The 12,697-nt window shown below is 76.0% G+C and carries 14 protein-coding genes; 10 read left to right on the top strand and 4 right to left on the bottom strand.

The genetic code is table 11. The features are described from left to right. The first annotated feature begins 4 nt into the window (after nucleotides 1-4). Nucleotides 5-979: a TIGR03557 family F420-dependent LLM class oxidoreductase gene (locus LPA54_RS00395; protein ID WP_228973005.1), complete on the top strand. Its 975-nt coding sequence runs from the start codon at nucleotides 5-7 to the stop codon at nucleotides 977-979. A gap of 172 nt (nucleotides 980-1,151) precedes the next feature. Here the strand turns inward: LPA54_RS00395 and LPA54_RS00390 are convergent, their stop codons facing one another. Further along, nucleotides 1,152-1,880, bottom strand: coding sequence for a carbonic anhydrase (locus tag LPA54_RS00390; RefSeq protein ID WP_228973004.1), 729 nt, complete (start codon nucleotides 1,878-1,880; stop codon nucleotides 1,152-1,154). Nucleotides 1,881-1,959: 79 nt separating this feature from the next. After that, on the bottom strand, nucleotides 1,960-3,156 hold the full coding sequence (locus LPA54_RS00385) for a galactosyldiacylglycerol synthase (protein WP_228973003.1): 1,197 nt from the start codon (nucleotides 3,154-3,156) through the stop codon (nucleotides 1,960-1,962). A 181-nt stretch (nucleotides 3,157-3,337) separates the two neighbouring features. Here LPA54_RS00385 and LPA54_RS00380 point away from each other — a divergent pair, with 181 nt between their 5' ends. The 3 genes from LPA54_RS00380 to LPA54_RS00370 all read left to right on the top strand — a co-directional run bounded on the left by LPA54_RS00380 (nucleotide 3,338) and on the right by LPA54_RS00370 (nucleotide 5,847). Further along, nucleotides 3,338-4,105 (top strand): SDR family oxidoreductase, encoded by a 768-nt coding sequence (locus LPA54_RS00380; RefSeq protein WP_228973002.1) that lies wholly within the window; start codon nucleotides 3,338-3,340, stop codon nucleotides 4,103-4,105. Between the two features lie 9 nt (nucleotides 4,106-4,114). Then, the gene (locus LPA54_RS00375; protein ID WP_228973001.1) at nucleotides 4,115-4,987 is read left to right on the top strand and encodes a DMT family transporter; all 873 of its coding nucleotides are present in this window, start codon (nucleotides 4,115-4,117) and stop codon (nucleotides 4,985-4,987) included. 140 nt (nucleotides 4,988-5,127) lie between these two features. After that, a complete protein-coding gene (locus LPA54_RS00370; protein WP_228973249.1) occupies nucleotides 5,128-5,847 on the top strand; it encodes a polysaccharide deacetylase family protein in 720 nt (239 codons plus the stop codon). Between the two features lie 104 nt (nucleotides 5,848-5,951). Here LPA54_RS00370 and LPA54_RS00365 read toward each other — a convergent pair whose 3' ends face one another. Further along, on the bottom strand, nucleotides 5,952-6,176 hold the full coding sequence (locus LPA54_RS00365; protein ID WP_228973000.1) for an acyl-CoA carboxylase subunit epsilon: 225 nt from the start codon (nucleotides 6,174-6,176) through the stop codon (nucleotides 5,952-5,954). Nucleotides 6,177-6,488: 312 nt separating this feature from the next. Here LPA54_RS00365 and LPA54_RS00360 point away from each other — a divergent pair, with 312 nt between their 5' ends. From LPA54_RS00360 to LPA54_RS00350, 3 genes are read left to right on the top strand one after another with little or no spacing between them, the layout of a single operon-like run. Next, the gene (locus LPA54_RS00360) at nucleotides 6,489-7,661 is read left to right on the top strand and encodes a type III polyketide synthase (protein WP_228972999.1); all 1,173 of its coding nucleotides are present in this window, start codon (nucleotides 6,489-6,491) and stop codon (nucleotides 7,659-7,661) included. Nucleotides 7,662-7,701: 40 nt separating this feature from the next. Continuing rightward, nucleotides 7,702-8,919 carry a cytochrome P450 gene (locus LPA54_RS00355; protein WP_228973248.1) on the top strand — a complete coding sequence of 406 codons (1,218 nt, stop codon included), beginning with the start codon at nucleotides 7,702-7,704 and terminating at the stop codon, nucleotides 8,917-8,919. Then, nucleotides 8,916-9,455 (top strand): cupin domain-containing protein, encoded by a 540-nt coding sequence (locus tag LPA54_RS00350; RefSeq protein ID WP_228972998.1) that lies wholly within the window; start codon nucleotides 8,916-8,918, stop codon nucleotides 9,453-9,455. The genes LPA54_RS00355 and LPA54_RS00350 overlap by 4 nt, the downstream gene beginning before the upstream one ends. A 154-nt stretch (nucleotides 9,456-9,609) precedes the next feature. On the opposite strand, the gene LPA54_RS00345 is transcribed toward LPA54_RS00350, so the two are convergent. Next, on the bottom strand, nucleotides 9,610-10,065 hold the full coding sequence (locus LPA54_RS00345) for an SPW repeat protein (protein ID WP_228972997.1): 456 nt from the start codon (nucleotides 10,063-10,065) through the stop codon (nucleotides 9,610-9,612). 314 nt (nucleotides 10,066-10,379) lie between these two features. Between LPA54_RS00345 and LPA54_RS00340 the strand changes: the two genes are divergently transcribed. From LPA54_RS00340 to LPA54_RS00330, 3 genes are all read left to right on the top strand, one after another. Next, nucleotides 10,380-10,613 carry a hypothetical protein gene (locus tag LPA54_RS00340; RefSeq protein WP_228972996.1) on the top strand — a complete coding sequence of 78 codons (234 nt, stop codon included), beginning with the start codon at nucleotides 10,380-10,382 and terminating at the stop codon, nucleotides 10,611-10,613. 332 nt (nucleotides 10,614-10,945) lie between these two features. Continuing rightward, a complete protein-coding gene (locus LPA54_RS00335) occupies nucleotides 10,946-11,395 on the top strand; it encodes a subtilase-type protease inhibitor (protein ID WP_228972995.1) in 450 nt (149 codons plus the stop codon). A 202-nt stretch (nucleotides 11,396-11,597) separates the two neighbouring features. Continuing rightward, nucleotides 11,598-12,638, top strand: a complete 1,041-nt coding sequence (locus LPA54_RS00330) for a hypothetical protein (RefSeq protein ID WP_228972994.1) — start codon at nucleotides 11,598-11,600, stop codon at nucleotides 12,636-12,638. Nucleotides 12,639-12,697: the final 59 nt, after the last annotated feature.

Below are 12,697 nucleotides of genomic sequence, written 5' to 3'. Positions count from 1 at the left end.
TCGTATGGAGATCGGTTACAAGCTGGCGGCGGAGGCGTACGGGCCGGGTGAGCTGGTGCGGCAGGCCGTGCTGGCCGAGGAGGCCGGGTTCGACTTCGTCGAGATCAGCGACCACTTCCACCCCTGGCTGGACAACCAGGGGCACTCGCCGTTCGCCTGGACGGTGCTGGGCACGATCGCGGCCAGGACCAGCAGGATCGGGCTCGCCACCGGCGTCACCTGCCCGACCATGCGCTACCACCCGGCGATCGTCGCCCAGGCCGCCGCGACGCTCGCGCTGCTGTCGGACGGGCGGTTCGTGCTCGGCGTCGGCTCGGGCGAGCGGCTGAACGAGCACGTCATCGGCGGCGGCTACCCTGCGGTGACCGCCCGGCACGAGATGCTCCGCGAGGCACTGGAGATCATCCGGCTGCTGTGGAGCGGCGGCTACCGCTCGTACCAGGGAAAGCACCTCACGCTGGAGGACGCGCGCGTCTTCGACCTGCCCGACACCCCGCCCCTCCTGGCGGTCGCGGCGAGCGGCCCCGCCTCCACGCGCGTGGCGGCCGAGCTCGGCGACGCCCTGTTCGCCACCGAGGCGAAGGCGGAGATCGTCCAGGGGTACCGGGACGCCGGCGGGTCCGGCCCCCGGTACGCCGAGGTGCCCATGGCGTGGGCGCCGGACGAGCGGACCGCGGCGCGGGCCGCCCGGGAGACGTCCCGGTGGGCGGTGACCGGGTGGAAGGTGATGAGCGAGCTGCCGAACCCGGTGAACTTCGACGCCGCCACGACGACGGTCCGCGAGGAGGACATCCTCCAGGCGTTCGCCTGCGGCGACGACCCGGAGCGCTACACGGAGATGGCCCAGGGCTACGTCGACGCGGGCTTCGACCGGCTGGTGATGCAGAACGCCGGGCCCGACCCGGACGGGTTCATCGACTTCTACCGGCGCGAACTCGACGGCCGGATGCGCGCCCTGAAGCCCTCGGCGGGAGCCTGACCGGGCCGCCGGCGCCACGCACGCCCCAGGCCCCCGGCGGCGTCGGCGGCGGATCCTCGCCGGGCCGCGGGGCCGCGGGGCCGCGGCCTCGGCGCGTCCGCCGCTGACCGACGTCGCCGGGAGCGGGGAGCCGACCGGCTCCCGCGGCCCTACGCCTGACGGGGCGTCAGGGCTACGGGACGAGGCGTACCTCCTGGGTGCCGAGTTCGTAGCGCGCGCCGACGATCGCGAGGCGGCCGGCGGTGGTCCGCCGGGCCAGGTCGGGCTCGGCGGCGAGCCGGGAGCGGACCAGCCGGACGTTGGCCGTGATCGTCGCGTCGACGCGGGCCGGCCCCGTACCGGTGTGGTCGATCGCCGGCCGGATCTGCTCGGCGACGTATCCGATGTGGGCGGGTGGCTCCTCGCCCGTCTCGGCCGCGTGGACGGCGGCCGTCACGGCGCCGCACGAGGCGTGGCCCAGCACCATCACGAGGGGGATGCCCAGTTCGAGGACCCCGTAGGCGACGCTGCCGAGGACCGCCTCGTCGAGCACGCACCCCGCCGAGCGGACGGTCATCAGGTCGCCCAGGCCCTGGTCGAAGACGAGCTCGGGCGGGACACGCGAGTCGATGCACCCGAGGACGAGCGCGAAGGGGTGCTGCCCGGAGACGGCCAGCAGCCGGTCCGCACCCGCCTCGTGCGGGTGCGTCTGGTGGCGGGTGGCCCAGCGGTGGTTGCCGGCGCGCAGTTCCCGGAGGGCGGCCCTCGGGGTGGTGGGCCGGTGCGCGTGTCCCGCCGCGACGGCCGGCGTGGCGGAGAGGGCGAGGCCGGTGCCGAGGGCGGTACCTCCGGCTAGGGCGGCCCGGAGCAGGGCGCGGCGGTCGGTGCGGGCAGCGGGTATGTGCGCGGGTGTCGAGGTCACGCCCGGCACCGTACGTCCGCGGCTCGGGGACGGTGCGGGGCTTGGCGGTTCGTTGGGACGGACTTGGGCCGATCCTGGCTCAGGCCCGGCCGTCGGCGCGGTCGTGGGCCGTGGGAGTGGTGAGGGCGGCGACGAGGGCGGCCGCGTCCTCGCGGAAGAGGGCGTGGCCGAGGGCCCTCTGCCGGTCGCGGGCGGGGCCGTCGGGCACGAGCAGGTCGGCTGCGGCCAGCAGCGAGGGCAGGTCGGCCGCGGTGGTGGTCACCCCCTCGGCGGCCATGTGCCGTACCCCGTCGGCGCCGTGGCCGGGTATGGGGCGGTAGCCGACGACCGGCAGGCCGGCGGCGAGGGCCTGGACGGCGGTCTGCCCGGCGGCGTTGTCGACGAGGAGGCGGGCCGAGGACATGAGGCCGGGGAGGTCGTCCGTCCAACCGAGCGCCACGGCACCCGGTACGCGGGCGGTACGGCGGCGGAGCCGCTCGTCGCGGCCGCACAGGACCACCGGGCGCAGGCCGTGGCGGGCCAGGGCGCCGGCGGTCCGCGGCAGGTCCGAGCCCACGCCCCAGGCGCCGGCCGACAGCAGCACGACGGGGCGGTCCGGGCGAGGCGGGTGGCCCAGGCGGTCGGGAGTGGGGCGGTCGCAGTGGGCCGGGTACGGCAGGCCGGCCGGATCGGCCGTGGTTCCCGTGTCGGGGGGCGACCCGGAGTGGAAGGCGGGCGGGACGACCGGCCCCGGGGCGAGCGTGCGGCTCCCCGCGCCGTCGCGGGCCGCCGCCGCGGCGCCGTCGCTGACGCACAGGTACAGGTCGTTGCCCGGGTGGAGCCAGCCGCGGTGGACGGCGAAGTCCGTGACGTAGACGGCACTGGGTATCCGCAGCGCGCCCCGCTCCCGCATCCGGCCGGTGACCTGGGCGGCGAGGTGGAAGGTGGAGACCACGACGTCGGGGCGCAGTCGTTCGACGAGCGTGGCGAGGGGCCGCTCGGCCGAGATGGCGAGGGGGGAGGTGTCGGCGCGGGGGACGGTCCGGACGCCGTCCGGGCGGGGGCCGGGCGAGGCGAGGAACACCCGGTAGATCGCCGTGTACAGGGCGGGCGTGCGGCGCACCGCCGTCCGGTAGAAGCCGCGCAGGGCGGGCCCCGCGCCCGGGGGCAGGAGGGCCAGCACGTCGTGGAGGTGCACGTCGTGGCCCCGGGCGCGCAGCCGGCGGGCCAGCTCGGTGGCGACGGCGTCGTGACCCGCGCCCATGCTCGCGCTCAGGACGAGGCAGCGCCGCGTCATGTGGTCGCCTTCCGGTGGAAGGGGTCCGTTCCCCTCCATGGTGGCGCCGGCGGGCGCCCGGGGCGGTCCGAACGGGCCTGTTCGGGTGGTTCGCGGGCCCTGCCGACCGTCGTGGGGAGGTGGCCCGGATGCGAACCGTGAGGCTGGGGGGAAGCGGAGCCGCTCGATCCGGAGGTCTGGCATGGCGGGAACGGCAGGGCCGGTCGTACTCATCACGGGTGCGTCGTCGGGGATCGGCGAGGCGGTGGCCGAGCGGTTCGCCGCGGACGCCGAGCGGCGCTGGCGGCTGGTGCTCGCCGGCCGGGACGAGACGCGCCTCGGCGAGGTGGCCCGCCGTACCGGCGGCCTGGCGCTCCCCGGGGACCTGGACGGGCGCGCCGGTGTGGAGGACCTGGCGGGGCGGGCGTCGGAGGCGGCCGGGGGCCGGGTCGACGTGCTCGTCGCGGCGGCGGGGATCGGCTGGGCGGGCCCGTTCACCCGTACCCCGCCCGAACTGGTGGAACGGCTGGTGTCCGTGAATCTGACGGGGGTGGTGCAGTTGGTGCGGCTCCTGGTGCCGGGGATGGTGGAGCGCGGCAGGGGGCGGGTGGTCCTCGTCAGTTCGATGGCGGGGTGCGTGGGGGTGGCGAACGAGGCGGTCTACGCGGCGACGAAGGGCGGGCTGCTGGCGTTCGGCGAGAGCCTGCGCTACGAGCTGGCCGGTACGCGCGTGGGGGTCACCTCGGTGGTGCCGGGGGCCGTCGACACGCCGTTCTTCACCCGTCGCGGCGTCCCGTACCACCGCACGCGGCCCCGTCCGGTGCCCGTCGGGCGGTTGGCGGAGCTGCTGTGGGAGGCGGTGGTGCGGGGGCGGGACGAGGTGTACGCGCCGCCGTGGCTGACGGTGCCGGCGCGGATCAGGGGGGCCGCGCCGGGCCTCTTCCGGGCCATGGCCAAGCGGTTCGGCTGAGCCGCCGCGATGCTGGCCCTGTCGATCTGTCTCGCCCTGCTCGCGGCGGTGGGCAACGCCGCGGCCTCCGTGCTCCAGCGGCGCGCGGCGGCCGACGCCGGGCCCGTGGGCACGGCCGCGCGCGGGTGGTGGCCGGGGGGGCTGCTGCGGCGGCGGGCGTGGGTGCTGGGGTCCGTGGTGCTGGGCGTGTCCGGTGCCCTCCAGGCGCTGGCGCTGGCGACGGGGCCGCTCGCGGTGGTGCAGCCGGTGATGAGTACGGAGCTGCTGTTCACGCTGGTGCTGGGCGGGGTGGTGTTCCGGCGCAGCCCGGATCGGCGTACGTGGTGGGCGTTCGGGGCGATGGCCGCCGGGCTCGCCGCGTTCCTGGCGCTGGCCGAGCCGACGGGCGGGCGCTCCACGGTGCCGGCGGCGGACTGGCTGTGGACCGGGATGGCGGTGGGCGCGGCCATGGTGGTGCTGGTGGCGGTGGCTCTGCGGCTGCCGTCGGCGCCCCGGGCGGCGGTGCTGGGCACGGCCACGGCGATGGGCTTCTCCGTCACGGCGGCGCTGCTGAAGGACGCGCTGGGGCGGGTCCAGGACGGGGTGGGCGTGCTGCTGGGGACGTGGCAGTTGTACGCGGCCGTCGCGGTCGGTCTGACGAGTTTCGTGCTGCTCCAGGTGACGTTCCGGGCCGGGACGCTGGTGGCGTCGCAGCCGGCGCTGACGATGGGTGACGCGCTGCTGAGCGTGGTGCTGGGGGTCGTGCTGTTCGAGGAGCGGGTCACCGTGGGGGCGCGGGGCGTCTTCGAGGCGGTGGCGGTGGTCGTCCTGGTGGTGGCGTGTGTGGAGTTGGCGAGGTCGCCGCTGGTGACGGGCGGGGAGGACGGGAAGGGGACGTGGTGACGGCGGCGGGAGCGGTGGGGCGCGGTGCGGCGCGGGACGCCGCCGTACGGCACGCGGGCGCGGTGGGACGCGCGGAAGCGGTGGCGCGCGCGGCGGCGGGGCCGGGCGGTGCCGTACGGCACGCGGGCGCGGCGGGAGCGGTGGCGGCGGCCGGCCTGGCCGCCTGGCACGTGGGGCCGGCGGCGGCCTGGCTGCCGGGGGTGCGCCGGGCCCTGTGGCCGGCCTTGGACGGGCAGGGCGATCCGGGCCGTGTCGCGCTGACCTTCGACGACGGGCCGGACCCGGTCACGACGCCGCTGTTCCTGCGGGCGCTGGACCGGTTGTCGGTGCGGGCGACGTTCTTCGTGCTGGGCGAGCGGCTCGCGCGGGCGCCGGAGCTCGGGCGGTCCGTCGTGGCCGAGGGGCACGAGTTGGCCGTGCACGGTTGGCGGCACGACCGGCCGTGGACGCCCCGGCCGCTGCGCGACGTGCGGGAGGTGGCGCGGGCGGCCGAGCTGGTCGCGGACGTGGCCGGGCGCCGGCCCCTCTGGTACCGGCCCCCGTACGGGGTGCTGACCGGTGGCCGGCGGGCGGCGGCGCGGGCGGCGGGGCTGCGCACGGTGCTGTGGTCGGCGTGGGGACGTGACTGGACGGCGTCCGCGACCCCGCGGGGCGTGCGCGCCGAGGTGGCGCGCGGGCTGCGGGGCGGGGCGACGGTCCTGCTGCACGACTCGGACGCGATGTGCGCGCCCGGTTCGTGGCGGTCGGCCCTGGACGCCCTGCCGGGCGTCGTCGCCGACTGCCGCGCACGGGGGCTCGTCGTGGGCCGGCTCGCCGAGCACGGCGTACGGGACGGCCGGGACGGCGCGGCGAGGCGCTGACCGTCCGGGCCGTCCCGGTCGTCCGGGCCGCCCCGGTCGTCCGAGCCGTCTTGGTCGTCCGGGCCGATCGGGCCGACGGGGTGGCCGGCCGACCCGTCCGGCGCCTACGGGTGCCGGTGGAAGGGCAGCCGGGGGCCGCGGGCGCACCAGGAGTGGGGGGCGGGGTGCGGGTTCCAGTACCGGTCCCACTCGGCGCGGTGCGGGCGGCGGCGGGGGCGCCCGGCCGTGTGCTCGGCGGTGCCGTAGACGAGGGCGCCGAGCACCGCGGTGACGGCGGCGAGCTCCGCAGCCGTCGGTGAGCCGTGAACTATTCGCAGGTGGTGGGGCATTGGTCCATCGTGCGACGGCGGGGGCGGCTCCGCATCCGCGCGGCGCCACGCCCTCCCGGCGGGCGTGGCGGCGACCGCCCGCGGGTCCCCGCCGGATCCCGCGAGGGGGCCGCGGACCGCGGGCGGGTGGCGGCCGGACGGGTGAGGTGTCGGAGCGGCCCGTAGGCGCGTCGTCCCAGCCCCGCCTGCGGACGGGGGATCCGCGGGGCCGTTCGCGGTGACGGCGCGGATACGCCTCGACGCGCGCCGTCGTCGGACCTCCCACATCCTTTGAGTGAACGCGAGCAACACGCGACGAAAGGGCTCGACATCATGGCCACGTTGTGCAGACCCGCGGTGTCCGTCCCCGAGCATGTGATCACCATGGAGGAGACGCTCGAACTGGCGCGGACCATCCACGCGGATCACCCCCAGCTTCCGCTGGCGCTGCGGTTGATGGAGAACACCGGGGTGCGCAAGCGGCACATCCTCCGTCCGATCGAGGAGACGTTGAAGCACCCCGGCTTCGAGGAGCGCAACTCCGTCTACGAGGCCGAGGCGAAGGCACGGGTGCCCGCCGTGATACGGCGTGCGCTGGAGGACGCGGAGCTGCGCGCCGCCGACATCGACGTCATCATCTACGTGTCGTGCACGGGCTTCATGATGCCCTCGCTGACGGCGTGGCTGATCAACACCATGGACTTCCGCAGCGACACCCGCCAGGTGCCCATCGCCCAGCTGGGCTGCGCGGCGGGCGGTGCGGCCATCAACCGGGCGCACGACTTCTGCACGGCGTACCCGGACAAGAACGCGCTGATCGTGGCGTGCGAGTTCTGCTCGCTCTGCTACCAGCCGACCGACCTGGGCGTCGGCAACCTCCTGTCGAACGGCCTGTTCGGCGACGGGCTCGCCGCCGCCGTCATGCGCGGCAAGGGCGGCACGGGTGTGGCACTGGAGCGCAACGGCTCCTACCTGGTGCCGGAGACGGTCGACTGGATCGCCTACGACGTCCGGGACACCGGCTTCCACTTCAAGCTGGACAAGCGGGTTCCGGGGACGATGGAGCCGTTGGCGCCGGCGCTCAAGCAGCTGGCGGGCCAGCACGGGTGGGACGCCTCTGACCTGGACTTCTACATCATCCACGCCGGTGGTCCGCGGATCCTGGACGACCTGAGCAAGTTCCTGGGGGTGGCTCCGGAGGCGTTCCGCTTCAGCCGGGCCACGCTCACGGAGTACGGCAACATCGCCAGCGCCGTCGTCCTGGACGCGCTGCGGCGGCTCTTCGACGAGGGCGGCACCCCCGAGTCGGCGCGCGGGCTGCTGGCGGGCTTCGGGCCCGGCATCACCGCGGAGATGTCCCTGGGCCGCTGGACGACGTCCGGCTCCTCGCCGGCCGCCGCCGTCGGCGCCCGGTCGCGGGTGGGGGCCGCCTCGGTCTCCACCGTGGCTCCGAACGCCTTCGTCGACGCGTACACGGACACCGAGGAGCCCGACCGTGCTGGATGAGACAACGACGACGACCGCGCCGGAGGCCGGCGCGAGCGCGGTGGGCGCCGGCCCCGAGCTGCCGCCCGTACGGCACTGGCCGGCGCTCGACCTGGACGGCGTCGACTTCGACCCGGTGCTGGCCGGGCTGATGGAGGAGGGCCCGGTCACCCGCGTCAAGCTGCCGAACGGGTCCGGCTGGGCGTGGCTGCTGACGCGGTACGACGACGTCCGGGCGGTGACGAACGACCCCCGCTTCAGCCGGAAGCTGGTCGTGGAGAACGACGTCACCCGGCTGGCGCCGCACTTCATCCCGGTGGACGGGGCGGTCGGGTTCGAGGACCCGCCGGACCACACGCGGCTGCGCCGGTCGGTGGCGCCGGCGTTCACCACCCGCGGTGTCGAGCGGCTGCGCGACCGGGCGCGGGAGATGCTCGACGAGCTGGTCGAGGGGGTGCTGCGGGACGGGCCGCCGGCCGACTTGACCGAGCGGCTCCTGGGGCCGTTCCCGCTGGCCGTGGTGTGCGAGCTGATGGGCGTGCCGGCCGAGGACCGGCCGCGCATGCACGAGTGGACCAACCTCATCCTCTCCTCGGCACAGGGCGCGGACCGCAGCCAGCGGGCGAAGGAGGAGATGTGCGCCTACTTCGCCGAGGCGATGCGGCGGCGGCGCAGTGCCGGCGGCGGGGACGGCGAGGACGTCATCGGGCTGCTGTCGGCGGCGGTCGAGGCCGGTGAGATCACCGAGTCGGAGTCGGTGGGGCTGTCGCTGCTCATCCAGATCGGCGGCGAGGCGGTCACGAACAACACCGGCAACATGCTCTTCATCCTGCTCACCCGTCCCGACCTGATGGAGCGGCTGCGCGCCGATCCGGCGGGCCGGGGCCGGGCGATCGAGGAGCTGCTGCGGTACATCCCGCACCGCAGCGCGGTCGGCCTGTCGCGGATCGCCCTGGAGGACGTGACGGTCGCCGGGGCGCGGATCCGGGCGGGCGAGGCGGTGTACGTGTCGTACCTCGCGGCCAACCGGGACCCGGACGTGTTCCCCGACCCGGAGCGGCTGGACTTCGACCGGGCGCCCAACCCGCACGTGGCGTTCGGGCACGGGCCGCACTACTGCGTGGGCGCCATGCTGGCCCGGCTGGAGTCGGAACTGCTGGTGGACGCCCTCGCCGACCGCTTCCCGGGGCTGCGGCTGGCCGTACCCGCCGAGGAGGTCCGCTTCCGGCGCGGGGCGCTGATCCGGGGGCCCGAGTCGATGCCGGTGGAGTGGGGATGAGCGCGCACGCACCCGACGGGCTGCTGGTGCCGACCGGGCACGGCCGGACGCTGGCGGTGCCCGCCCACGAGGTCACGTTCAAGGTCACGGGCGAGCACTCGCGTACGGCGTCGAGCTTCGAGGTGGTCGTGCCTCCGGGGTTCGACGTCGGGGCCCATGTCCACGCGCACAGCGAGGAGCTGTTCTACCTGCTGGAGGGCGAGTTGGACGTGCTCGCCTTCGAGCCGCGGGTTCGGACCCGCGACGACTGGCGGAACTGGGAGTCCACGACCGGCCGCCGGACGGTGCGGGCGACGCCCGGCACGGTGATCGTGGTGCCGCCGGGGTGCCCGCACGCCTTCGCCAACCGGTCGGACCGGCCGGCGAGGATGTTCTTCCAGGCGTCCCCTCCCCCGGACCACGAGCGGTACTTCGAGGAGCTGCTGGAGATCCTCGACGCGGGCGGCTCGCCGGACCACGCGGCGATCGCCGCTCTGCGCTCCCGGTACGACATCGAGCAGCTGACGCCCATGCGGCACGAGGCGCCCGCGTCGTGAACCGTGGGTGGCCCGCGCGGCCGCTCAGGGCCCCGGGCCGCCCTTCGGGGCGGCCCGGGGCCCTTCGTTTCCGCGGTTCCCTTTCTCTCTCCGGCTTCTCCGGCCGGACCTGTCGCGGGGGGGGCCCCCCCCGCGACGCGTCGGTCAGGTCAGGTCATGGCACGGGGCGGTTGCGGCGGGCGCGGCCGCCGCCGCCGCGGCGTTCGCCCGTCGCGGCCATGGCGGCCCCCAGCAGCAGGGCCACGACACCGACGATGATGTTGTTCACGACGGTGCGGGTGGTGTCGACGTTTCCGGCGACCACCCATGGCGCGATGATCGTGAAGGCACCGATGGCCACGGCGCACCAGGCCATGGCGTGGGTCCGCTCGTAGGCGGAGCCCAGGCCGCCCATGCACAGCGCATAGGCGACACCGAGGATCAGGTTGCACACGGCGAGGGTCGTGAACCCGCTGAACCCCGCGATCCACGGGGACGCCGCGAGGTAGACACCGGTGAGGAACGCCAACGCCTCGATGGCCTGGCCGCGCGGCGTACTGGTGGCCCGCTCGAACCGAGCGCGCATCTCGGCGAGATCGGGGTGTTGCTCGATGGTCGGGTGCGTGGTCATTTCTGGGCCCGCCTCCTAGAGAAGCCTTTATCTGCCCTTTACGACCATATAACCCCTGCTCCGCCATTCGGGTCAAATGGAACTTTTCCTCCCCCGCTCCCCGAAACCGGCGCCGAGAGGCGCCCGGCACGCGGCCCGAGACGCCACCGACAGGCCGCCCGCCGGACCGCCCGGACCGCGCACCGGTTCAGCGGGACGGCGGCGGCGACGACACCTCCGCGGCGCGCCGTCGTTGATCAACCGCACACCCGGTCCCGCACGGCGCCGCGACCCGCGAACCGGTCGCCGCCGGCACCCCAACGGAGAGGCACATCATGAACCTTCGCACCGTCGCCCTGGCCGCGGCCGCCGGCGCGCTCGCCGCCACCGGCGCCGCCGGCACCGCCCAGGCGGCCCCGGCCGCGCCGCACTCCCCCAGCGTGGCGGACGCGTCGGAGGCCGCACCCGACGACGGCGGCGTCGCCCTGGTGAAGAAGGACGCCCTGACCCCGTGGTCGATCGTGGACTTCGCGCTCCAGCGGGAGGAGCGGGCCGACCAGGCACGGTGAACGGGGGCGGGCGGCGGGGCGCTTCGGAGCCCCGTCGGAACGGTGCGGCCGGCAGCGAAACGCGGGTGTTACCGGCGCGTTTCGGACATGTTGCGTCTCACATTCCGCACCAATCTGCGCATCGTGCACTTTTGAACCGAATGTACGATCGGCGACCAACCAGCGGTGACGTGATGCCAGGTGACGCACCGTAACAGTCCAGGGCAGCTTTCGCGTCACTGCTTGAAAGCGGGACCGAACCTGAAAACCTTCACTGAATGTGCGTCAGCGGCCCCATGTCGGCAGGCTGTTCACCGTCCCCGACCAATGGATTCGAAGGAAGAGTGAGGACGATGACGCACAAGCGGAACCCGCTGCGCCGCACCGCCATATTCGGGCTGATCACGGCCGCCGCCATGACCGCGCTGGCCCCGGCCGCCGGCGCCGCGGAGGCGGGCGACACGGCCGAGTCGCGCCTGTACGCCCCGAGCGCGCTGGTCCTGACCGTGGCGGGCGGTGAGGACGCCGCGACGGCGACCCCGCTCCGCGCGGTGACCCTCACCTGTATGCCGTCCCCGGGCGGGACCCATCCGGCCCCGCAGGAGGCGTGCGGCGCCCTGCGGGCCGTTGACGGCCGGTTCTCCGCCTTGCGGAGCGACAGCACGCGCCCCTGCGTGAAGATCTACGACCCGGTCGTCGTCACGGCCCAGGGCGTCTGGGAGGGCCGGCGTGTCAGCTTCGAGCGTACGTATGGCAACTCCTGCGTCCAGACGACGGAGGGTGCCCCGGTCTTCGCCTTCTGACGCGACCGGCGCCGACTTCCCGCGGCCCGCGTCGTCACCGGCGGCAGCCTCCCCTTGCCACCGGTACGGCGCGGGCCGCTGCCGTGCCCCGGGACCGCACGGGCGGGCGGCTCCCGGGCCGACCGGAGCCGGCGGGGGCATAGTGAGGGTGTGGGCGGGGTGCGGCAGCGCCCCCGCCGGAGCGAGCCGTGGGGCCTGAGCCATGGATCTCGAAAGCGTCGCCGACGAGCTGTACGGCCTGCGGCCCGCGCGGTTCACCGCGGTCCGCGAGCAGCGCGCCGCCCAGGCCCGCACCGCCGGGGACCGGGCGCTCGCCGATCGGATCAGGGCGCTGCGGCGCCCGACCCTGGCGGCCTGGGCGAGCAACCTCCTCGTCCGCGCCAAGCCGGAGGAGACGCGCTCGCTCGTCGCGCTCGGCGACGGGCTGCGTCAGGCGCACCGGGAGTCGGACGGCGCCGGGCTGCGCGAGCTGGGCCGCCGGCAGCACGTCCTGGTGGCCGCGCTGGCCCGGGAGGCGCAGCGGTTGGCCGCCGAGGCGGGCGAGCGGGTGGGGGACGCCGCCCGGGAACAGGTGGAGGCGACCCTGCACGCGGCCCTCGCGGATCCGGAGGCGGCCGCGGAGTGGGCCGCCGGGCGGCTGAGCAAGGCCCTGAGCGCACCGGTCGGGTTCCCCCCGGCCGGTTTGGCGCCCCCGGGCGGCGGGGCTGCCGGGCATATGGCGGCCGGCGGTGGTACCGCCGCTCGTGGCGGTGCCGGGGTCGCCGCCGGTGGCGTTCCCGCGCGGGGGCGTGCGGGCGGGGACGGCGCGGCGGCCCGGGCCGGGTCCCGGGAGGCGGAACGGGGCCGGGGCCAGGAGGAACGGGGCCGGGGCCAGGAGGAACGGCGGCGGGCCCGGGAGGAGGAGCGGCGGGCCCGGGAGGAGCGGCGGCTGCGGGCGGAGGTGGCGCGGGCCGAGGAGGACGCCGCACGCGCCCGCCGCGAGGCTGACGCGCGGGAGGGTGCGGCGGCCGCGGCCCGCAAGGAGGTGCGGGCGGCCGAGCGGCGCGTACGGGAGGCGGACGCCGGCGTTCAGGAGCTGACGGCCCGTCTGGAGGAGGCCCGGCGGCTCCGGGAGGCGGCGCGTGGAGCCGTGCGCGGGGCGCGGGAGCGCGCCAGGGACGCCGAGCAGGAGGCCGACCGGGCCGGGAGCCGGGCGCGGGAGGCGGCGGAACGGGCGGAGCGGGCGGCCGAGCGGTTGCGGTGACCCGTCGGGCAGCCCCCTGCGGGCGTCCCGGCCGGCCGTCTCCGGCGCGTGCGCCCCTC

It is taken from the genome of Streptomyces sp. DH12, assembly GCF_020873895.1.
In the GTDB taxonomy this organism is placed as follows: domain Bacteria; phylum Actinomycetota; class Actinomycetes; order Streptomycetales; family Streptomycetaceae; genus Streptomyces.
Note: the sequence above shows the minus strand (reverse complement) of the source record. Positions and strands in the feature narration are given on the sequence as shown.